This is a genomic window from Aliidiomarina shirensis (assembly GCF_003987345.1).
Classification (GTDB): domain Bacteria; phylum Pseudomonadota; class Gammaproteobacteria; order Enterobacterales; family Alteromonadaceae; genus Aliidiomarina; species Aliidiomarina shirensis.
In genome coordinates, this window is sequence record NZ_PIPP01000004.1 from 167,409 (window position 1) to 189,755 (window position 22,347).

At 47.4% G+C, this 22,347-nt stretch carries 18 protein-coding genes and 1 pseudogene; 10 read left to right on the forward strand and 9 right to left on the reverse strand.

The genetic code is table 11. The features are described from left to right. Positions 1 to 29: 29 nt before the first annotated feature. Positions 30 to 1,724 (forward strand): NAD-dependent malic enzyme, encoded by a 1,695-nt coding sequence (locus CWE13_RS09980; RefSeq protein WP_126808253.1) that lies wholly within the window; start codon positions 30 to 32, stop codon positions 1,722 to 1,724. Here the strand turns inward: CWE13_RS09980 and mrcB are convergent. The 3 genes from mrcB to pepB form a co-directional block, all read right to left on the reverse strand. Further along, entirely contained in the window at positions 1,721 to 4,054 is a 2,334-nt protein-coding gene (mrcB, locus tag CWE13_RS09985; protein ID WP_126808255.1) for a penicillin-binding protein 1B, read from the reverse strand. The two genes, CWE13_RS09980 and mrcB, sit on opposite strands and share 4 nt — an antisense overlap. Positions 4,055 to 4,092: 38 nt before the next feature. Then, positions 4,093 to 6,702, reverse strand: coding sequence for an ATP-dependent helicase HrpB (hrpB, locus tag CWE13_RS09990; protein WP_126808257.1), 2,610 nt, complete (start codon positions 6,700 to 6,702; stop codon positions 4,093 to 4,095). 91 nt (positions 6,703 to 6,793) lie between these two features. Then, a complete protein-coding gene (pepB, locus tag CWE13_RS09995; protein ID WP_126808259.1) occupies positions 6,794 to 8,086 on the reverse strand; it encodes an aminopeptidase PepB in 1,293 nt (430 codons plus the stop codon). A gap of 142 nt (positions 8,087 to 8,228) precedes the next feature. On the opposite strand from pepB, the gene sfsA reads away from it, so the two are divergent. From sfsA to panC, 7 genes are all read left to right on the forward strand, one after another. Next, the gene (gene sfsA, locus CWE13_RS10000; protein ID WP_126808260.1) at positions 8,229 to 8,927 is read left to right on the forward strand and encodes a DNA/RNA nuclease SfsA; all 699 of its coding nucleotides are present in this window, start codon (positions 8,229 to 8,231) and stop codon (positions 8,925 to 8,927) included. Between the two features lie 142 nt (positions 8,928 to 9,069). Then, positions 9,070 to 9,525, forward strand: coding sequence for an RNA polymerase-binding protein DksA (gene dksA, locus CWE13_RS10005; RefSeq protein ID WP_126808262.1), 456 nt, complete (start codon positions 9,070 to 9,072; stop codon positions 9,523 to 9,525). A gap of 30 nt (positions 9,526 to 9,555) precedes the next feature. Then, positions 9,556 to 10,506 carry a tRNA glutamyl-Q(34) synthetase GluQRS gene (gene gluQRS, locus CWE13_RS10010; protein WP_126808264.1) on the forward strand — a complete coding sequence of 317 codons (951 nt, stop codon included), beginning with the start codon at positions 9,556 to 9,558 and terminating at the stop codon, positions 10,504 to 10,506. An 81-nt stretch (positions 10,507 to 10,587) separates the two neighbouring features. Beyond that, positions 10,588 to 11,991, forward strand: a complete 1,404-nt coding sequence (pcnB, locus tag CWE13_RS10015; RefSeq protein ID WP_126808266.1) for a polynucleotide adenylyltransferase PcnB — start codon at positions 10,588 to 10,590, stop codon at positions 11,989 to 11,991. Next, entirely contained in the window at positions 11,984 to 12,484 is a 501-nt protein-coding gene (gene folK, locus CWE13_RS10020) for a 2-amino-4-hydroxy-6-hydroxymethyldihydropteridine diphosphokinase (protein WP_126808268.1), read from the forward strand. The genes pcnB and folK overlap by 8 nt, the downstream gene beginning before the upstream one ends. A 9-nt stretch (positions 12,485 to 12,493) precedes the next feature. Continuing rightward, complete coding sequence (panB, locus tag CWE13_RS10025) at positions 12,494 to 13,291, forward strand: 3-methyl-2-oxobutanoate hydroxymethyltransferase (protein WP_126808269.1); 798 nt, start codon at positions 12,494 to 12,496, stop codon at positions 13,289 to 13,291. A 35-nt stretch (positions 13,292 to 13,326) separates the two neighbouring features. Further along, positions 13,327 to 14,190: a pantoate--beta-alanine ligase gene (gene panC / locus CWE13_RS10030; RefSeq protein WP_126808271.1), complete on the forward strand. Its 864-nt coding sequence runs from the start codon at positions 13,327 to 13,329 to the stop codon at positions 14,188 to 14,190. Between the two features lie 28 nt (positions 14,191 to 14,218). Here the strand turns inward: panC and panP are convergent, their stop codons facing one another. The 6 genes and pseudogenes from panP to mpl all read right to left on the reverse strand — a co-directional run bounded on the left by panP (position 14,219) and on the right by mpl (position 20,518). Continuing rightward, the gene (gene panP / locus CWE13_RS10035; protein ID WP_126808273.1) at positions 14,219 to 15,868 is read right to left on the reverse strand and encodes a pyridoxal-dependent aspartate 1-decarboxylase PanP; all 1,650 of its coding nucleotides are present in this window, start codon (positions 15,866 to 15,868) and stop codon (positions 14,219 to 14,221) included. 112 nt (positions 15,869 to 15,980) lie between these two features. Next, positions 15,981 to 16,643, reverse strand: a pseudogene (trmB, locus tag CWE13_RS10040) (tRNA (guanine(46)-N(7))-methyltransferase TrmB); the annotation flags it as partial. Between the two features lie 6 nt (positions 16,644 to 16,649). Continuing rightward, positions 16,650 to 17,423 carry an ABC transporter permease gene (locus CWE13_RS10045; RefSeq protein ID WP_126808277.1) on the reverse strand — a complete coding sequence of 258 codons (774 nt, stop codon included), beginning with the start codon at positions 17,421 to 17,423 and terminating at the stop codon, positions 16,650 to 16,652. Position 17,424: 1 nt separating this feature from the next. After that, complete coding sequence (locus CWE13_RS10050) at positions 17,425 to 18,357, reverse strand: ABC transporter ATP-binding protein (protein ID WP_126808279.1); 933 nt, start codon at positions 18,355 to 18,357, stop codon at positions 17,425 to 17,427. 26 nt (positions 18,358 to 18,383) lie between these two features. Further along, positions 18,384 to 19,058 carry a flavin prenyltransferase UbiX gene (locus CWE13_RS10055; RefSeq protein ID WP_126808281.1) on the reverse strand — a complete coding sequence of 225 codons (675 nt, stop codon included), beginning with the start codon at positions 19,056 to 19,058 and terminating at the stop codon, positions 18,384 to 18,386. Further along, positions 19,055 to 20,518, reverse strand: a complete 1,464-nt coding sequence (gene mpl, locus CWE13_RS10060; RefSeq protein WP_126808283.1) for a UDP-N-acetylmuramate:L-alanyl-gamma-D-glutamyl-meso-diaminopimelate ligase — start codon at positions 20,516 to 20,518, stop codon at positions 19,055 to 19,057. The genes CWE13_RS10055 and mpl overlap by 4 nt, the downstream gene beginning before the upstream one ends. 180 nt (positions 20,519 to 20,698) lie before the next feature. Here mpl and CWE13_RS10065 point away from each other — a divergent pair, with 180 nt between their 5' ends. Together CWE13_RS10065 and ppa are read left to right on the forward strand one after the other, a co-directional pair. Beyond that, on the forward strand, positions 20,699 to 21,700 hold the full coding sequence (locus tag CWE13_RS10065; protein WP_126808285.1) for a class 1 fructose-bisphosphatase: 1,002 nt from the start codon (positions 20,699 to 20,701) through the stop codon (positions 21,698 to 21,700). Positions 21,701 to 21,813: 113 nt separating this feature from the next. Continuing rightward, entirely contained in the window at positions 21,814 to 22,347 is a 534-nt protein-coding gene (gene ppa, locus CWE13_RS10070; RefSeq protein ID WP_126808286.1) for an inorganic diphosphatase, read from the forward strand.

The window sequence follows — 22,347 nt, forward strand, 5'->3', positions numbered from 1 at the left end:
CATGAGTTCAGGCTGTATTTGGAGTATCTATGCAAAATAAACGTTCGCAAGAGCCACTGTATATCCCGCACGCAGGTCCGTCTCTGCTAGAGACACCGCTATTGAACAAAGGGAGTGCCTTTAGCCGCGAAGAACGTGTTGCATTTAACCTTACCGGGTTGCTTCCTCCGCGCTATGAAACCATTGAGGAGCAAGTAAGCCGAGCCTACATGCAGTATCAAAGCTTCGATACGGCTCTGAACAAACACATCTATTTGCGTGCTATCCAAGATAACAATGAAACCATGTTTCATCGATTGGTTGCTTCGCATCTGGAAGAAATGATGCCGATAATTTACACCCCAACCGTGGGTGATGCATGCGAGAAGTTTTCTGATATCTACCGCAGTTCCCGCGGGCTCTTCATCTCCTATGCCGAACGCGAACAAATGAATGATATTCTTCGGAATGCTACCAAACGCAATGTAAAAGTGATTGTGGTTACCGATGGCGAGCGAATTTTAGGCTTGGGCGATCAAGGCATCGGCGGGATGGGTATTCCTATCGGTAAACTATCATTGTACACCGCCTGTGGCGGCATTAGCCCAGCCTACACCCTGCCCGTAATGCTTGATGTGGGTACCAATAATGAAAAATTATTGAATGATCCAATGTATATGGGCGCTCGCCATAAGCGTATTACGGGTAAAGAATACGATGATTTTGTTGATACCTTTATTCAAGCCGTGAAGCGCCGTTGGCCAAATGCCATGATTCAGTTTGAAGATTTTGCTCAACAAACTGCCATGCCAATATTAAAGCGTTATCAAGATGAAGTGTGCTGCTTCAACGATGACATTCAGGGCACTGCCGCAGTTACTGCCGGAACCTTACTCGCGGCATGTAAAACCAAAGGCCAGAAGCTTTCGCAACAGAAAATTGTATTTGTGGGGTCTGGTTCAGCCGGCTGTGGTATTGCCGAGCATATTATTTCGCACATGCAAGCTGAAGGGATTAGCCGCGAAGAAGCCAAGGCGCGCATCTATATGGTAGATCGTTTCGGCTTACTTACTGAAGGCATGGGTGATTTACGTGATTTCCAAGAAGAGCTTGCGCAAAGCCGCAGCGCGCTGGCTGATTGGACCTACAGCGGCGAATACGCCACGTTGCTTGATGTCATGCATTGTGCGCAGCCTACAGTATTAATTGGTGTTTCCGGCCAGCCCGGATTATTCACTGAGCAAGTAGTGCTTACCATGCAGCAATACACGCCAGAGCCAATTATTTTCCCGCTTTCGAACCCATCAAGCAGAGTAGAAGCGAATCCGGCCGATGTGATTCAATGGACCAAAGGAAAAGCTATTGTAGCAACAGGTAGCCCATTTGCCCCTGTGCAATACGACGGTATTACCTATCCCATTGCGCAGTGCAACAATAGCTATATCTTCCCGGGTATTGGCTTAGGTGTTTTGGCTGTGAAGGCAAACCGTATTACAGAAGAAATGTTAATGGCCGCATGCCGCACATTAGCGGATGCATCACCGCTAGCAAACGGCGCTTCCGGTCATTTATTGCCCGCGATCACTGAGATATCAACGTTGAGCAAACGAATTGCTTTTGCCGTTGGTAAAGTGGCACAAGAGCAAGGCCATGCATTAGAGATTACTGATGAGATGCTCGAGCAACGAATTGCCGCTAATTACTGGAAAGCCGATTATCGCGATTACAAACGGGTGAGCATTTAATCACTACTTGAGAATATCCGCCGCCACCAACTTTGTGGCGGCTCCTCTTCTTCGTCATTATCTTGCTCTGGCTGACAATCGGCCACATTCGTATCATTCAAAATGCCGGGCATTTGCACCGCATTCTCACAGTTAACGCCTACTGGAATACCTGTTTCGCTATCCCATGAGCGCATGCCTATGTTTTCCGGAAAGGCTAAATTTAAAGGCGCAATTTGTGTATTCTGCCAAAAGTTCGTAGCCAGCGGTAATGCGCCTCGGCTGCCGGTTAAGCCAATGGGTTGATTATCATCACGCCCCAGCCAAACGGTTAAAATATGGCGCTCATCAAAGGAAACAAACCAGCTATCACGCAACTCATTGGTAGAGCCGGTTTTTCCGCCCAATGCGGCATCAATGCTTTGACCTAACGCCCGCCCGGTGCCATGCTCCACTACCCCGTAAGAAGCATACCGCGCTAAATACGCCGCCTCAGGGCGGAAGCCTGAACGAGCCTTACGCTCATCTAAATAAACTAAATCGCCTCGATGGGTAGTAACACCGGCGATTGAACTCAAGCTATAGCCACTCCCATTGTTTGCTAAATAGCCATACAGTTCATTTACCTGCACAGGGCTCAGATTAATGGTGCCCAACGCCAACGACGGGTAAGCATGAATAGCTCCGGTAGCACCCATTGCATACAACCGATCACGTATTTTTGCGGGTGTAATGGCTAAAGCCGTTTGAATCGCGGGAATATTTCGTGAATCTATCCAACTTTGATACAACGAAATTGGCCCTTTGAACTCATCATCAAAATTATTGGGTTGCCATTCCCGGCCACGTTCGTCACGAACAGTAAGCGCTTCATCATGAATAATCGACGCCAAGGAAAATTGGCTTTCATCTTCTAAAGCTAAAGAATACACAAAGGGTTTTATCAATGAACCAATCGGCCTACGTGCTTGAAACGCCCGATTAAATCCACCTTGCACTGGCGCTCGCCCACCCACTAGTGCCCGAATAGTGCCCGCGCGATAATCCGTAACAATGGCTGCCGCTTCTATTTCTAAATCGGGTAACAACTCCATGCGATCCAGTACTGCTTTCTCAGTAGCGCTTTGCAGCCAGGGATCAAAATAAGTAAACACGCGCAAGCCTGTTTCTTGCCAAGCATCTCCAGGGACCAGTTCGCGCAATTCGCGTTGTACGTAATCAACATAATCAGGGCGCATGCGTGCCACTAACCGGTTACTAGCTCGGGTTACTACGGGCGCTTCTAGTGCCGCCAAATATTGCGGTTGATTAATTAAATCATCGCTATACATTAAGCGAAGTACCAAATCACGGCGATCTGCTGCCGTTTCCGGATTCCGGTACGGGTTATATAGTGAAGGGCCTTTTACCATGCCAACTAACATTGCAATTTCGGCTGGCGTTAAATCTTCTGGTGCCTTGCCGTAAAAATAACGGCTTGCCAGGCCCACTCCGTGTATTGCATGGCCACCATCTTGGCCATAGAACACCTCATTGAAGTAGGCTTCCAAAATTTCATCTTTACTAAAACGAAAATCGAGCACTAACGCCATTAACGCTTCATTCGCCTTCCGGGAAATGGTTTGTGCTCGGCTGAGATACATATTTTTAATAAGCTGCTGAGTAATGGTACTGCCACCTTGCACCGTTCGTCCGGCCGCCAAATTAGCCATTGCGGCTCGGGCAATCGATGATGGCTTCACACCATGATGGTGATAAAAATCTTGGTCTTCTACTAGCAAAAGGGTTTGTTGCATTAACACGGGGATTTGTTCAAGCCCTACCAGCAGCCGATCTTCGTTATTATCGGAAGCAAATCGGCCAATAAGTTGCGGCTCCAAACGAAGTTGCTGCAGTGCCGTTTGCTCAGGCCAACTTTCAATAGCCACTAAGCGGTGGCTTTGATCAAAACGCAAACGCGCCCGAATACCTGGTTCGAATTGGTCAGGAAAATTAAAAGCCCGGCGAAACAATAAAATATCATTGCCCTGTTGTTGAAATTCACCAGGGTTGCGCGCATAGCGACTTTCACGATAATCCAGCGCACGAAATTCGCGAACAATTTGTTCTCGTGTGATTAGGTCATTGGTATCTAACAAAAGCGCTCGGCTATATAGCAACGCCGGTGCTTGGTAGCGAGCCTCTGAGAAGCGTTTTGTGAGTACCGAATCGAGATAAATTAAGTAAAAAGCGGTGGCCACCATGCCGAGAACCGCCAGCCGCCAGCTTAAACCAAAAAGCCGGCGTAACCACGATTTTCTCGGTTGCTGCTTATGTGCTTGCTTCGTTTGTTTTTGCTGCTTTTTTGCCATTTGTTTCTCGTTTGGTGATCACTTTTTTAATCAATGCTTTAATCTTCTGTGCGCCCTAAAGCTCGTTTCGTCAAATGAGTTGCTTTAGCATTCACCGGATCATCCGGCCAGGGATGCTTCGGGTAACGTCCTCGCATTTCTTTGCGAACGTGTACATAACCATTTTGCCAAAACGAGGCTAAATCACTCGTTTTATGTAACGGCCTGCCAGCTGGTGATAGCAAATCAAAACTGAGTGTAATTTGCCCTTGCGCTATTTTCGGTGACGTAGGCGTGCCAAACACTTCTTGTAATTTCAGGGCTACACTTGCTCTACCATCTGCACGATAATGAATAGCGTGCGCTCTCCCGCTTGGTGCTTGCCAATGTAACGGTAGTAGCTGGTTAAGCTGCGCCTCGCCACGATACTCTGTTTGTGCCGCAAAATGCTGCTTTAACGCCGCTAACGGATTCCATTGTAACGCTTGTTGCCGCGTTTGTAGTTGCTGCAATTCGTGCTCCGCCCACTCCTGAATATTGGCGAGCAACGGTTCGGGCTGCCAATCATTCGGCTGCAAACCGAGCAATTCTGCGCCTAATTGCACTCGGATCAACCATTGTTCCAGCGTTCCTTTTTCTGAGTTATCCGCAAACAACGATACGCCGCGAGCACGCACCTCGGTTAATATTGCTGCTAGCCGCTGCTGCTCAGAAACCACTTTTGCAGATACTCGTTCAGAGAATATCAATGCACCTAAACGGCGCTGCTCAATCAATTGCAGTCGTCCTTGCGCACCAACCCATTGCCACCCTTCACGTAGATCGATTCGCCTATCTACCCAAAATTCTAAAACATTATTCGATAGCTCAAGTGCTTGCCAAATAATCCCTTCAGAACGCTCTTCCTGCAAACTCACTTGATTAACTAACAGCCAACGTTCTTGTTTGAAAGCGTGCTCTTCATCGCCAGCGTGTTGCATTGCCACACCAGTTGCCATTTGGTAGCGTCCACTCGCCGAGCCTTTCGCTAGGCGCATAGGCATCGCTAATAAGAGCAGCAACCCAAGAATATCAGCATCCGGAACCTCTACAGGTAAAGGGATTTCTAATCGCTGACACCAGTGTTGTAAGCGACGATGGCTTTGTCGATACTCGGCTGGTTGCAGCAGCCAATGTCGAATCACTTCGGTTAGCTCACCCGCGGCACGATATTCGTGTGCCTCTTGATGAGCCGCGATCAACGCTGCTGCTGTTTTTACTGCTCTTTGTAAATCCTTTCCGTGAACATCATTTCGCAACTGCAACTCAGTAAACAACGGCAACGTAGTTGAATCATTCGCTAGCGTAAGCAACATCGCAATCTCAACATCGGTACCGAGCTGCTGCACTGTATTTCCCAGCGGCGTTAATCTAACAATGTTTTGATTGGACGCTAAATCACCAGAGCTAGGGTGCAGTAATTTTGCTTCGGTTAACCATTCACTTGCCGCCATTAAAGCGGTAGCAGGTGGTTGTGTGAACCACGCTAATGCCGAGGGATGGCTACCCCACGCTGCCGCCTCCAGCACCACGCTGCGTAAATCTTCGGTTTCTAATGCTGGCTTGCTATAAGCCGCAAATCCTTGATTCATGCTTTCTGGCCATAACCGAAAACACTGGCCAGGCCCTGTTCGCCCCGCACGCCCTGCTCGTTGAGTGGCCGATGCGCTGGCAATATAGCGGGTTTGCAGCTGGGTAAATTGATATTTTGGTATGTATTTAGCTTGCCGCTCTCGGCCACTATCAACCACCACATCAATATCCGGAATCGTTAAACTAGTTTCTGCCACATTGGTGGCCAGCACTAACTTAATAGCACTACCCGATAAAGGCTTGAGTGCCTGTTGTTGTTCCTTCAGCGATAAGCCACCATAGAGTTCAAAACACTGCACAGATGGCGGCAAGCGCAGTGCTGCTTTTAGCCGCCGTATCTCACGCTGGCCCGGCAAAAACACCAATACCCCTTGCTGTGCACAGCTCAATGCTTCCATAACCACGGCAGGCAATGCCTGTTGCCAATCTGTGTTCTGCCTTGGCGGCCGATAATGCAGTTGAATCGGATACTGCCGCCCTTCACTCGTTAATACCGCCACCGGTAACTCACGGCTGCGCAGCCACTTCGCCAAGGCTTCTGCAGGCAAGGTAGCCGACATCACTAAAATTTGCAGTGATTCATTCAGTTCACGCGCTTCCAGCGCCAGCGCTAACCCCAAATCACATTGCAAATTACGTTCATGGAATTCATCAAAAATAATAAGCGCAATGTTTTTGAGTTCAGGATCCTGCTGAATAATGCGCGTGAGCATACCATCGGTAACTACCAGCAAGCCGGTTTTTGCGGAATTCTTACGCTCACCACGCACCCAATAACCTACCCGATTACCCACCGGTTCATGCAACTGCTGTGCAAGAAAGTGAGCAATACTTATCGCCGCTACTCGGCGCGGCTGCACTAGAATAATTAGTTTGTGCGGGTTGGCGGAAACATAAGGCTCGCTAGTGAGCAGCGTAAGTGGGATAACCGTTGATTTACCAGCACCGGGCGGAGCCTCGAGAACAACAATTTGTTCAGCCAGATGTTGCTGAAGCTCGGGCAGTAATGCGGTTACCGGTAAAGTTTCAGTTGTCATGTACCGCTACTTTCAATGTCATGAAATGAATAACAGCAACTAGCAAGCGCTTTGCTCACTAGTTGCTTAGGTACGGAACCTATATACACAGTTACTTGGCTGTCGTTAAAATACGCGCAATGTTGCGTACACCAATTCCCGTAGCGCCAGCTGCCCACAGGCCATTTGCATTACCGTGATAAGCGGCGGCTAAATCAAAGTGCAGCCAACCCTCGCCTTTGTTCGGTGCGAAGCGCAGCAAGAAGCCCGCTGCGTTACTTGCACCGCCAGCGCCGCCACCTTTAATAGGTTTGCTGTTTGCCGTATCGGCAAATGCTGACGGGCAATTCTCTTGATGCCAAGGCGTTAGTGGTAAGCGCCATAATGGCTCAGCTTCTGCTTTTGCGGCCTGTAGAGCAAATTCAGCGAAAGGTTCATCGACACTAAATAACGCATTGTATTCGGTGCCTACTGCCACTTGCGCTGCGCCCGTTAACGTTGCTGCATCAATAATTTTCTTTGCGCCCAGTTCACCCGCCCGCAATAAACCGTCGGCTAATACTAAACGGCCTTCGGCATCGGTATTCACAACCTCAACCGAAACGCCATTTTTGTAGGTAATAATATCGCCGTTCTTATATGCCGTGCCATCAATCATGTTTTCCGCACAACATAGCAATAATTGCACGCGCTTATTCAAACCATTCTTAATAGCCAGTAGCAACGCTGCAGAAACAGTAGCCGCGCCACCCATATCGCATTTCATCGCAACCATGCCTTCGTTACTTTTAATGCTATAACCACCGGTATCGAAGGTAATACCTTTACCAATGAGCGCAAAATCTACTGGCGCTTCGGCATCGCCCGTTGGGTTGTAGTCAAGCTCCAGTAAAACCGGCTTACGCGCACTTGCGCGACCAACCGTATGAATACCAAATCGCCCTTCTTGCAACAGATCATCACCCACGATCATGCGATATTGAATGTGCTTTCCGCCTGCTTGCACAAGCTTTTCAACTACACGCTCGCTTAATTCTTCCGGATATATTTCCGAAGATGGTAAGTTAATTAATTCACGGCTCCAACGCACCGCATCGGTAATGGCTTGAAGCTGAGGTTTATCGGCTTCTAAAAACTCAATATGGTTAGTGTTTCGAGTATCGGTGAACCCCTGTGATAAAGCCCATTGCCGATCAAGGCTCCAACCATCACCGCTCGGCGCTATTGCGGTGATGCCTAGTTGATCGAGCTTGCGGCCCGCCTGTTGAATACTACGAAGTAATAATTCTTCTTCACCTTGTAATACAATATGCATACCGGCATCGGTAAGATAGCAGCGGCTATTGCCCCGGTAGTTTTCTGGGGCTGGGGTTTTCGTTAAATGAACTTGTACAGCACTAGACATAATAATGTTCTCCGCGTATGTTGCCATCTTTTGGAAACTGAGGGCTTGAAATATCGGTATATAGTAACTGATATTCAAAACCCGACTTTCAAAATGAAAGGAATGAATTTCAAGGGATACTGTAACGGGAAACCTACCACTGATGCAATTTGATCCACCGCTACAACGCGCTATTCTACACCGTCGGTACAAACGTTTCTTGGCCGATGTAGAAATTAAAAATGGTGACATCATTACCATTCACTGTCCGAACACTGGGGCAATGACCGGATGTGCCGAACCCGGCAGCGAAGTTTGGTACAGCACCAGCGCAAACCCCAAACGCAAGTACCCCTATACATGGGAACTAACCCACAGCAAAGATGATCACTGGATTTGCGTAAACACCGGACAAGCGAACAGCCTAGTAGCCGAAGCTATCCACAATGGCATCATTCCTCACTTAGCCGGTTATGAGAAACTACAGCGCGAAGTTAAGTATGCGGAGAATAGCCGGGTAGACATAAAGCTTTCTGGCGCTGGCAAGGCAGATACCTATATTGAAATTAAATCCGTTACCTTGCTTAGCAATAACCAAGGTTATTTCCCCGATGCGGTATCTGCGCGAGGAAAGAAGCATTTGCACGCGCTCATGCAAATGAAAGCAGAAGGCCATCGGGCCATCTTGGCATACGCAATATTACATTCAGGGATCCATTCTGTACTTCCGGCAGTACACATTGATCCCGAATATGCTGACCTAGTGGAGCAAGCCAAGAAAGCCGGGGTAGAAGTATTGGAAATAGTTTTCCAATTGAATAATGAGAAAATAACTTGTGTGAGCAGTTATTTGCAGAATTAACCTTGAAAAGCGATTACCGAGCCCCAATAAATTGGCTCGGTGATTAAATTGCGCGCTTTATTTTTTTCTGATATACATGCCCATCGATTTTATGAAGTGGGCTCAATTTTAGGAAGGTATCGCCTCCTGGAGGATATAAAACATGTCTGATGCGGCTAAGGAAAAGAAAGCGCATGGGGTGCTTGCACAGGCGGAATTAGCGCCTTACCAAGCAAAAGACGGCGAAGAATATATGAGCGATGCTCAACGTAATCATTTTCGTCGAATTCTTGAAACTTGGAGAGCGCAACTACGTGCTGAAGTTGACCGTACCGTAGGTCACTTAAAGGAAGAAGCATCAAACTATGCCGATCCAGTAGATCGTGCAGCCCAAGAAGAAGAGTTTGCAATTGAATTGCGAACCCGAGATCGTGAACGTAAGTTAATTAAGAAAATCGAAAAAACACTAGAATTAATCGAACGCAATGATTTTGGTTACTGCGAATCATGTGGCGTCGAGATTGGTATTCGTCGTCTTGAAGCACGGCCAACTGCTGATTTATGTATCGATTGTAAGAGTTTGGCTGAGATCCGCGAAAAGCAAATGCGTGGTTCCTAATGCTACCTGTGTTATTAAAAGTCATGCCAAATGGCAACAACGGCTAATAACGCTCAGCAATACCCTATTGGTTCAAGCGGCCAAGATAACTCGCAGCAGCGAGTATATCGCGGCCGTTTTGCGCCAAGCCCTTCCGGCCCGCTACACGCAGGCTCTTTAGTTGCCGCCTTAGGTAGTTATCTTGATGCCCGAGCCCATCAAGGCTCATGGCTTGTTCGCATTGAAGATATTGATCCACCTCGTGAAATTCCTGGCGCCGCCGATATCATTTTAAGGCAGCTCGAAGCCCATGGTTTGGTATGGGATGAAAGCGTCAGCTGGCAAAGTGAAAACAGTGAGCGATACCTCGATTGGTTAGGGCAATTAAGCGCTGAAGGCCTTTGTTATTACTGCACCTGCTCTCGTGCGCAAATCAAAGCGCGGGGCGAAAGCTATGATGGTCATTGCCGTGAATTAAATAGAAGTGCAAGTAATGCTTCTGTTCGCCTTATTAACAAAAATCCGGTACTTCAACTCCAAGATCGCTGGCATGGTGTCGTTGATCTTGCGAAAGAGCAGGCCACAGAAGATTTTATTTTGCGCCGTCGTGATGGCCTTTGGGCCTATCAACTCGCTGTAGTAAGTGATGATTATGCCAGCGGAATAACCGATATTGTGCGAGGTGAAGATCTTTTGCACGCTTCCGGTTGGCAACTCACGTTATGGCAACAGTTTAATCAGTTAAATCAACTCAACGGGCAAGCGAAGCCGTTACCTCGCCTTGGTCATTTGCCGCTGGTTATCGGTCATGATGGCCGCAAGCTCAGTAAACAAAATCATGCGCCTGCTATAGCAAATCGAGAAGCGAAAGCAAATTTAATGGCCGCTGCACGAGCCTTAGGTTTGGTATTGCCCCATATCGATAATTTCGATTCAATTTCCGGATATTTGTCTGCTGCCACCGAAACTTGGCAGCAAAACAAGCTAAATACAGTAAACTAGCCAAAGAAGCATGGTTGAATACGTAGCCCCTCTGGGAAAATTAGGTTAAAATTGTTGGCAAATTGTACATAGCCTAAGTCTATGAGGAGCACGGCAATTATTAAGCAACTCGCAACATTTGCTAAGAAAGTTTTCCCGGGGAAAACCGCGGTAAAACCTGGCAAAACATTACCACAGCCCATTAAAATTCCACGATCGGAACATCCTATTTCACGTCAGGATATCTCTGAAAATGCGTTGAAGGTTCTTTATCGATTAAACAAGGGTGGCTTCGATGCCTATCTTGTAGGCGGCTGTGTTCGCGATTTATTGCTGGGTGTAACACCAAAAGATTTTGATGTTGCCACCAATGCCAGCCCAGAACAGATAAAATCGCTTTTTCGCAATTGCCGTTTAATTGGCCGCCGCTTCCGTTTAGCCCACATTGTTTATGGCCGCGATGTAATCGAAGTAGCAACCTTTCGGGGCCATCATGCAGATGATAGTAACGCTAAGCATGGGGCTGACGAGAAAAAGCATATTTCCAAGCAAGACGATGAAGGTATGCTCCTACGCGACAACGTTTATGGCACGATCGATGAAGACGCCCAACGACGCGATTTCACGGTTAATGCGCTGTATTACTCAATTGCTGATTTCGCTATCTATGATTTTGCTAACGGTATTGCCGATCTCGAGCAAGGCTTGTTGCGTTTAATCGGCGACCCTGAACAGCGTTATCGTGAAGATCCGGTGCGTATGCTGCGTGCAGTTCGTTTCGCAACAAAGCTAGGCCTACGCCTAGAAAAAGAAACCGAAGCGCCGATCCGTGGGTTAGCCAACCTACTCGATAACATTCCGCCAGCACGCTTATTCGAAGAGTTTTTAAAGCTATTCCTCAATCAGAAAGCACAGGCCAACTTCGAACGCCTTACTGAACTTAATTTATTCCAATATCTGTTCCCAGTTTTGAAATCAGTGTTGAAGCAACACGATAGCTTAGAGTATCGGATGGCAAGCCAAGTATTCGCCGATACCGACAAGCGTTTGGGCCAAGAAAAAGGCGTAAATCCTGCGTATTTATTTGCGGCTTTATTGTGGTACCCAATGTCGGCTCGCTCGGAAGAAATCGTGCAAGAAAGTGGCTTACCCCCTTATGATGCGATGCAGATCGCGGCCGCCGATACGCTAACCCGGCAAGTACGCAGTATCGCCATTCCGAAGCGCTTTAGTATTCCTATGCGCGATATTTGGTTGCTCCAACTTCGCTTGCAACAAACAAGCCCGCGCCGCGCCATTCGGTTGCTTACGCACCCTAAATTCCGTGCCGGTTATGATTTCTTATTGCTACGCGCACGCGTAGAAAACGATAAGACGCTGGAAGAGCTCGGGGCATTCTGGACTAATCTACAGAAGCAAAACCCGAGTGAAGTTGCCAACGTAGCTGCAAAGCCAGCTCGCCGCCCACGCCGCCGCAGAGCACCACGCAAAAATACCAATGGTTAAATTTTATATCGGGCTGGGAGCGAACTTGCAGCAGCCCGCTGAAGCCATCGCTTCAGCACTACAAAACCTATATGTGCATCCTGATGTGCATAACTTGCAATGTTCGTCGCTTTACCATAGCAAACCCATGGGCCCGCAAGATCAGCCTGATTATGTAAATGCGGTTGCCACGTTCGAAACCGAACTAGAGCCGCTGCGCGTGCTCGATCTATTACAGCAGATAGAGCACCAGCATGGCCGCACGCGCAAACGGCATTGGGGCCCACGTACGTTAGATTTGGATGTCCTGTTAGCCGATCATTTAGTTATCAATCATGAACGTTTAACAGTACCGCACCCGGGCATAGAGCTACGTGAATTTGTATTAATACCTTTAGCTGAAATAGCGCCCGAGCTTGATTTACCCAATGGAAAATCGGTAAAGTCGTTGGCACTATCTATTCCGGACAACGAATTACGAATTCTTGCGCCGGCCCCAAGCTTTAAGCAATAGGACACTACAATGAGCCGTATTCGCACCGCTGGATTATTGAAAATGAAGCAAGAGGGTAAAAAAATTACCGCCCTCACCGCTTATGATTCGAGTTTCGCTAAATTATTTGCCACTTGTGGTATTGATGTCATGCTCGTAGGTGATTCTTTAGGCATGGTGTTGCAGGGCCTAGATTCAACGGTGCCGGTAACTACTGCCGAAGTTGCGTACCATACGCGATGTGTACGCGCCGGGGCTCCTGATGCCTTTGTGATAGCTGATATGGCCTTTATGACCTACCCCGACCCTAGCACGGCTTGTTTCGAAGCCGCTGAGCTGATGCGCGCCGGTGCTAATATGGTGAAGCTTGAGGGTGGTGAATGGTTAGTAGAAACCGTGCAAGCACTCACTCGCCAAGGTATTCCTGTATGCGCTCACTTAGGCTTGCTACCGCAATCTGTGAACGTTGTGGGCGGATATAAAGTACAAGGACGCGACGAGGATAGCGCGGCGGCGTTAGTGAACCAAGCTCGCGCCCTACAAGCGGCAGGCGCACAGTTACTGGTTGTTGAGTGTATTCCAAGTTCACTCGGTGAAGCGGTTGCTAAAGCGATTGATATTCCAGTAATTGGGATTGGTGCAGGGAATAAAACCGATGGCCAAATTTTGGTGATGCACGATATGCTTGGCATGAACGCTGATTACTTACCTAAATTCACTAAGAATTTTTTGGCCGGCCGCGATAGCTTAACCGCGGCAGTTGAAGCATACGTTGATGAAGTAAGAAGCGGTGCGTTTCCCGGCCCAGAACATAGCTTTAACTCTTAAAGTACAAGCGCAAAGGCGCAAAAAAGGAGAGGCCCATGTTGCATTTAGAGAGCTTAGAAACACTACGCACCACACGCAAAGCATGGGTTAAATCTGGCGCCAGTATTGCCTTCGTTCCAACCATGGGCAACTTGCACCAAGGCCACTTGCGCCTTGTTGAGCACGCACGCACGCTAGCTGACAAAGTAATTGTGAGTATTTATGTAAATCCTATGCAGTTTGGTGCCAACGAGGATTTAGATAGCTATCCTCGAACGCTTTCAGCGGACATGGAGAAGCTCAAGGCTGCCGGTGCTGATGCCGTATTTACGCCAACTACAGAAATGGTGTATCCCAGAGGTTTAAGTGAGCAGACCTTCGTTGAGGTGCCACGCATCAGTAACGAGCTTTGTGGTGCATCGCGGCCGGGACATTTTCGCGGTGTCGCTACCATTGTTTGTAAGCTATTCAATATGGTGCAGCCGGATCATGCCGTATTTGGCAAAAAGGACTACCAGCAGCTTCTCGTGATCCGCCTAATGGCCGAAGATCTATCACTTCCCATCAATATTCATGGCGTGAACACGGAACGCGCCAGCGATGGTTTAGCGTTAAGTTCGCGCAACGGTTATCTCAACGACTCACAACGACAACAAGCGGCGCAAATATATGCGGTGCTGCAAAGTGCGCAACAGGCTATGCTGAAGCACGGTGTTGCAAGCACTGAAGATGTTAGGAGATTGGAACAAGAAAGCCAACAACAACTAAAAGCGGCAGGTTTTACACCGGATTACGTAAGTATCCGCCGGCAACAAGATCTCGCGCCAGCGGCAGCTAATGATACCGCCTTGGTTATTCTCGTTGCGGCTTATTTAGGGAAAACTCGACTGATTGATAACCTAGAAGTAACGTTAGGCTAGCTTTTAGGTAGCTAGCCTTCCTCACCGCCTACTTTGTTTTTAAGCCGGCCCGCTCAGCGGCATCAATGATATGTTTGCGTAACGATGGCGCAGTAGCCGCGATTTCTCGCTGCTCTACAATGATATCAGCCAACATCTCGTTTGTTGTTAAAGGATTCGCAAGCACGGTACGGAATACCAACGTACCCTCACGATAATACTGCGGTGGCGTTAGCTTAGTTCGTGATACGAAAGAGCGGCCGTTTTCACGCTGCGTTTTCTGAATGTAACGGGTGAGAATATTTAAATGTGGTGTTATTACCGCAATTTGCTCTGCACTTGCTTCCGCAAGTAGAGGTTTAATCTCGGCTGGCACATATCGGTAGGTAAGCAAACACAGTTCTGGGTGTGTAATCACTTCAAAATCATCTTGCTGTTCAATTAATGCCGCAAAATCTTTTGCCCGCTCAATGCTGGTATCGATCAACAACTCATACCCTTTACGCCCCATTACATGCAGCGCTGAATATACCAACATTGCCATTCCTGGCCGAGAACCTTCCATTGTGTGGCTACCTAAATCCTTCGAACCACGGCGAATCACATATTCAGCGTGGTGTTCAATAGCACTTACTAACGAAGGATCTTTAAATAACACCATACCGGCCCCCATTGGCACGTACATCTGTTTGTGCGCATCAATGGTTAAACTATCAGCAAGTTCAATACCCGCCAATAAGTTCCGATGGGTGTTCGACATCAAGGTAGCGCCACCCCACGCGGCATCAACATGGAAGTGGGCATTGTATTCAGCGGCAATCGCTGCAATTTCTTCGAGCGGATCTACGTGCCCTGTTTCAGTGGTGCCAGCAATACCAACAATGGCCATCACACGCCCGCCTTCACGGGTTACTTTGGCAGCAGCGGCACGTAATTCTTTAATTTGAATTCGATTATTATCATCAGCTGGCACACTCACAATATTCTTTCGGCCAATACCAAGAACATCAGCGGCCTTGCTGAGTGAATAGTGGCCACGCTCGGAAACCAGAACCACTAAGCGGTTGTAGCCGTAGTGTTGTAAACCCGCAGCGAGGCCTTCAGCAGAAACTCCCGTGAAATCACCATCAGGTGCCAATAAGTTGTTTCGTGCTACCCACAAGGCGGAGATATTGGCAATCGTTCCGCCTGAGCAAAACGCACCTAAAGAATGATCGGCACTGTGCATCCAGCGGTCATAAAACGGTTTCTTTTCACCATAAACTAAGTGGTGCATCATGCCGAGAACTTGGCGTTCCATAGGTGTGAAAGCTTTCGATGTTTCGATTTTCACTAAGTTCTGGTTCAGGCCCACCATGAGTTTTGCCAGCGGCAATAAAAAATAAGGTAGTGCCGATGTCATGTGGCCAATAAAGCGGGGAGATGCCGTGTGTACTGATTGTGCAACCAGCTTTTTCAGTAACACATCGGTATGATCCGATACGAATTCAGGCTGTTCAGGAATATCACTGTAGGCAAAATCGTGCTCGATCTCGTGTAAGGGCCGTTCTTGCGTCACGATATGCGAAGCGAGAAACCCTTCGAGATTTTCCGATAAATGCTGTTCAATTTTACCAAGTGTGGAATCAGGCGCTTCTGGAACCGTGAAGATTCGATAGAGCGCATCCATACTCACTTCCGCTGTGGTTTTAGGTGCCACACGCATCTCCTGACCAAGTTTTTCGAGCCGCAGACTTTAGCACATCTGCATTCGTTTCCGCTAGCGCCGTTAAACGCGCTATCTCTGCGGGCGATACAAGCGCAGCGCCTTGCAAGTTAGCCGTGAGTTGCCAAAGTGCCTGTTCGCTCGCTTGATACTTACGTTCAAAAGGCGTTATGGGCTGCACGTTCTCAGCGAGTTTTTGCAAATCGCTATGAATACCACAGCATTCAAGTGCCAACGCGAACTCTTGCAGGTAAATAGGCCAATTGCTGCGAAGTTCTATTTCGCCGCCTAACCGCACCAGTTCCGGAAATACGGGTGCACCGTGCCAACGGCGGCCTAAATGCTTCTTCTTCGGCCACGGATTCGGGTACAGAATAAAATGCTTTACCGGCTGCCATCCTGCCTCTCGCGCTAAACGCCAAAAGTCATTTAGATCAGCGCGCACCAGCAAGTATTCGCCCCCGCCCGATTTACTGTGAAACACGTGCTTGCCCAAACGGTGAGCCGATTTATCAACGCCCACCACTAATGCTTCAGGGTATCGCCGTGCAATTTCCGCGGTACTCTCGCCCACACCGCAGCAAGAATCAAGAATCAGCGGGCCACTAAATGTAGCTAGTTTTCTTTCAACCTCAGCAAAGGCCTCAGCGCTATGTGCAGCTACTGGCTTAAGAAAGGTACTCTGCCAATACTTCGCAACTAAGCGTGGAATATCCATATGCACGCCCAACTGATTGCTGGTTATAGCGCGGGAGTTCGCTGTTTCCATAATAATTTACGTACGCGTTCCTGTGCCGCGGCGTAACAACCACCAGGCAAGGACAAAGAACGCTAGGTTAAAGATTACCAACACGCCAATCGCCACTGTTGGCGCAATATCAGAAACGCCGATAAAACCATAACGGAAACCGTTGACCATATAGATGATAGGGTTAACTTGCGAAACCGCTTGCCAGAAATCAGGCAACAACGTGATGGAATAAAACACCCCACCTAGATAGGTGAGCGGCGTTAGCACGAAGGTTGGAATGATTGAAATATCATCGAAGGTTTTGGCAAACATTGCATTTAATAAACCACCCAGTGCAAACAACGTTGCTGTTAGCAGCACGGTAATAATAATCATGCCGTAACTTTGTATGTTCAACTCAACAAAGAAACCGGAAACAATGGTTACAATCACCGCAACGATCAATGAACGCGCAACACCGCCCCCCACATAACCGAGAATTATGGTGATATTCGATACTGGCGCTACCAACATTTCTTCAAGGTTGCGCTGAAATTTGGCACTAAAGAATGAAGCGGCTACGTTGGAATAAGCATTGGTAATCACCGACATCATGATCAAGCCCGGCACGATGAACTCCATATAGCTCACACCACCCATCTCACCAATACGGCTACCAATCAAACTACCGAAAATAATGAAATATAAGGTCATGGTAATTGCTGGCGGTACCAGCGTTTGCACCCAAATCCGTAAAAAACGGGTGCATTCTTTTATCCAAATCGTTTTTAATGCGGTGAAATGAATCGGGTTTTTCATGTTACGCCTGCTCCTTCGTTTCACGGCCTTGTTCAACTAAATTCACGAACAATTCTTCTAAACGGTTTGCTTTATTCCGCATGGAAAGCACTTTGATGCCCTGCTCTGAAAGCTCATTAAATACTGAGTTCAAACCTGCTGATTTCGCCACATCAACTTCGATCGTGTGATCATCAATAATCCGTGCCGTGGCGCTTTTTATATCCGGCGCTTTTTCACTTGATTCCAGATCGAGCACAAAGGTTTCGATATTCAGCTTACCTAAAAGCGATTTCATCGTTGTATTTTCGATGATCTGGCCTTTATCAATAATACCGATATTGCGGCAAAGCATTTCCGCTTCTTCCAAGTAATGAGTAGTAAGAATGATAGTTACGCCCTGCTTGTTAATGCGCGTTAAAAACTCCCACATTGAACGGCGTAGCTCAATATCCACACCCGCTGTTGGCTCATCTAAAATTAACAGCTTTGGCTCGTGCAACAAGGCACGAGCAATCATTAAACGGCGCTTCATACCACCCGAAAGGGTTCGCGCCCGATCATCACGCTTTTCCCACAACCCAAGTTGAGTAAGGTACTTTTCCGCGCGTTCGCGCGCTAACTTGCGAGAAACGCCGTAATAACCCGCCTGATTCACCACTATCTGCTCTACGGTTTCAAACTGGTTAAAATTAAATTCTTGCGGCACTAAGCCAATATGTTGTTTTACTTCATTAATGTGGGTATCGAGATCGTAACCAAAAACTTTTACCGAACCTTCGGTTTTATTCACTAACGAGGAAATGATGCCGATGGTGGTTGATTTACCCGCACCATTGGGGCCTAACAAGGCGTAGAAATCACCCTCTCGAACAATTAAATCTACGCCTTTGAGGGCAACAAGGCCGCCGCGATAAATTTTCCGCAGCCCTTTAATTTCTAGTGCATTGGTCATGCGCTACTCCGGTTAAAAATTCGAAATTATGAATTGCGTTGATCGTAGCCCCAGCGGCTTACAAGCTGCTGGTTAAGGCCTAGGTGATCGAGAATCCGCGCCACAACAAAATCTACTAAATCGGCAATTGATTGTGGCTGGTGATAAAAGCCTGGTGCCGCAGGCATAATGGTAACACCCATACGTGAAAGCGTAAGCATGTGTTCAAGATGAATGCTGTGCAAGGGCATTTCTCGTGGCACCATAATGAGTTGCCCGCGCTCTTTCAACACCACATCCGCAGCGCGTTCAATAAGGTTATCGCTAGCGCCGGTAGCAATAGAAGCTAAGGTGCCTGTTGAACAAGGGCAAACTACCATGCGTTTTGGTGCGGCTGAGCCTGAGGCTACAGGTGAAAACCATTCCTCTTTTCCGTATACCTTGAGCTGCTCTTCAGAAACCTTAAAGTGCTCACAGAAAAATTGTTGTGCCGCATCTGGCGCGCCGGGAACCTTAAGATTTTCTTCCGTAGCAAAAACAACTCGTGCAGCACTCGAGATCAGCAGCAACACTTGCTGATCTTGCGCGAGCAAACATTCGAGTAAACGTAACGCATAAGGTGCTCCCGAAGCGCCGGTTATCGCTAATGTTATCCGATTATCTTGGTTTTGCTGTGTGCTCGCAGCTTGTTCAGCCGAACGAGACGAGAACTGTGATGTCACGTTGCTACTCCGTTTGATTCTTCTGTAGCGGTTATTTGCGTAAGGCTATTTAGCAATATTTGGTGAATGCCACCAAAAGCGCCATTGCTCATCACAACCCAATATTCTTCAACAGCTTGCCCTGCGTTACCCATATTCTCATTTCTTTCTTGAAAACCCTGAACAATCGCTTTGGCAAGATCGTTCACATTCTCACGAATACATACGGGTATGTTCTTTTGCTGGGCTTCTGTTTTCCTTGGCTCGATAAGCGGCTTCAGTTGTTCTGCGAGTTGCCATTTAGCGCCTTCAGGCTGTAAACCATAAACTTCATCGGCGTCACTGAACGCAGCTGCTAATGTATCTTTATGCACCCCAGCCTTCATCGTATTTGAGCGTGGCTCAAAAATAGCTAGAATTCGAGCATCAGGCCCAACATGCGCTCGCATTGCCTGTAAGGTAGTAGCGATAGCCGTAGGGTGATGTGCAAAATCATCATAAATACGCACGCCAGCAATTTTACCGCGCAATTGTAGCCTGCGTGCCGGGGAGGTGAAACGATTTAATGCTTCTGCCGCCTGCTTGGGTGTCACGCCAACTTGTGCCGCCGCCACTATGGCCATAAGGCCGTTCTCAACATTGTGAGTGCCAATAAGATCCCATTCTACGCGGGCCACTTCAACACCTTTATGAAGCACCACAAAGGCGCTGCCAGCCGAATTCAATAATTCAGTGTCCCAAGCTTGGTTGTTGCCCGTGCACACTTGTTCCGACCAGCAACCCTTCGCAACTACCTCTGATAACGCGGTTACCGCAGCGGGATAAATAACCTGACCATTTTTAGGTACCGTGCGTAAAACGTAAGCAAACTGTTGTTGGATTGCTGCTAAATCAGAAAAAATATCGGCATGATCAAATTCCAAATTATTCATCACCAGCGTATTGCTAAAGTAGTGTAGAAACTTTGAACGTTTATCAAAGAAAGCTGTGTCGTATTCATCGGCTTCAATAACAAAATAGGGGCTATCCGTTAGCCGCGCCGTTTCGTTGTAGGGCTGCACAACACCGCCGACCAAGAAGCTTGGGTTCAAACCCGCCTGCTCTAAAACCCACACTAACATAGAGGCCGTTGTGGTTTTTCCATGGGTTCCTGATACGGCCAAAACATGGCGCTCGCGCAGAAGTTCTTCACCTAACCATTGCGGCCCTGATTGATACCGGAGCTTTTGTTCTAAAACGTCTTCAACAATTGGGTGGCCTCGGCTTAATGCGTTACCAATAATAACTAAATCAGGGCGAGGCTCTAGTTGCGCCATATCATCGCCTTGGAACAAGCTAATACCCAGCTTCTCAAGCTGCGTGCTCATTGGCGGATAAACATTACTATCGCTGCCGGTTACCTTGTAACCAAGCGCCTTCGCCAGAGCAGCAATACCGCCCATAAATGTGCCACAAATTCCAAGAATATGAATATGCTTCATTTGTTGCCTTTGCTGAATCATAAGAACCTCTAATCATACCACTTCATTTATTTCTAAGCATCTGTGCTTACGTGTAAGGAGCCTGCGCAATGAATGCGCAAAAAGGAGGCATCGAACGATGTTTTAAGGTAAACTTGCGGGCGTTTCCGGCAACATCTAAACGACAACCAGAGGCTAATCATGCAACGCTTGATTCCCGTTCTGAACAATGACCATGTTCCTTTGCACTTAATTTCCGTGATCAATACGTTGCTCACTGCAACGAAAGAAATATCTCACCTGCTCCATCAAGGCAGCTTAGCTGGCACCCTTGGCTCAACACTTGAGGAAAACATTCAAGGTGAAACCCAGAAAAAACTGGATGTTGTCTCCAATCAGCTGATTAAAAACATGCTGCTGGAAACTAACCTTGTGCACGCGGTTGCTTCAGAAGAAGAAGATTTTGTAGTCATGGGTAACCCAGATGCAAAATACCTAGTTGCTTTCGATCCGCTTGATGGCAGTTCAAATATTGACATCAATGGCTCCGTTGGCACTATTTTTTCAATTCTTGAAAAACCCGATCACCCAGCTGAAGGCACCGAGTTATTTCTACAAACCGGTGATGAACAAATAGCAGCGGGCTACATTTTGTATGGTCCATCAACGATGTTAGTACTCACTACCGGCAAAGGTGTTCGCATGTTCACCTTAGACCATACCGTGGGCGAGTTTCTTCTTACCGTTGAACAGGTAAAAATTCCAGAAGATACCAAAGAGTTCGCCATTAATATGTCGAATCGCCGTTTCTGGACAGATCCAATGGAACGCTACATCGCTGATTTACTGAGCGGCGCAGAAGGCGTTCGGAAAAAGAATTTCAATATGCGTTGGAACGCAGCGATGGTTTCCGACGTGCATCGTGTTTTATCGCGCGGAGGCATATTTGCTTATCCTGCGGATTGCCGAAATCCAGATAAACCATGTAAGTTACGCCTAATGTATGAAGCAAACCCAATGAGCTTTTTGGTAGAGCAAGCGGGTGGGCGTTCAAGTACCGGATATGAGCGCATTATGTCGTTACAGCCTACGGACATTCATGAGCGTGTTTCAGTGGTTATGGGCTCTCGCAACGAAGTAGATATATGCTTAGATTATTTTAAAAAATTCAAGTGCGAGCGGCCAGATGCGCCCTGTAACTAAAAATAATGGTTAGATTGCTTTGAGTTGAATCACAAAGGTTCGCTATAATCGAGCGATATAGCCGGATAGCTTTAATTAAAACGAATTTAATTTAGATACCAAAGGAACAAAACATGAGCTTGAACGATGTACCAGCAGGCAAAAACTTGCCAGATGAAATCAATGTAATTATTGAAATCCCTGCGAACGCAGACCCAATAAAATATGAAGTGGACAAGGATTCTGGCGCCCTATTTGTCGATCGCTTTATGACAGCTCCAATGTTTTATCCATGTAACTATGGTTATGTAAACGATACTTTGTCACTTGATGGCGATCCGGTAGATGTTTTAGTTCCTACGCCACATCCTTTACAACCTGGTAGCGTAATTCGTTGCCGCCCAGTTGGCGTTCTGAAAATGAGCGATGAATCGGGTGAAGATGCGAAAATCGTTGCGGTTCCAGTGAGCAAACTTAGCAAAGAATACGATCACATCGAAGATGTGAATGACTTACCTGAGCTACTTCGTGCCCAAATCACGCATTTCTTCGAGCGCTATAAAGAGCTAGAGAAAGGCAAATGGGTAAAAGTTGAAGGTTGGGGCGATATTAAAGAAGCGAAAGAGGAAATTGAATCCTCTTATGCTCGCGCCCAAGAGAAGAAATAA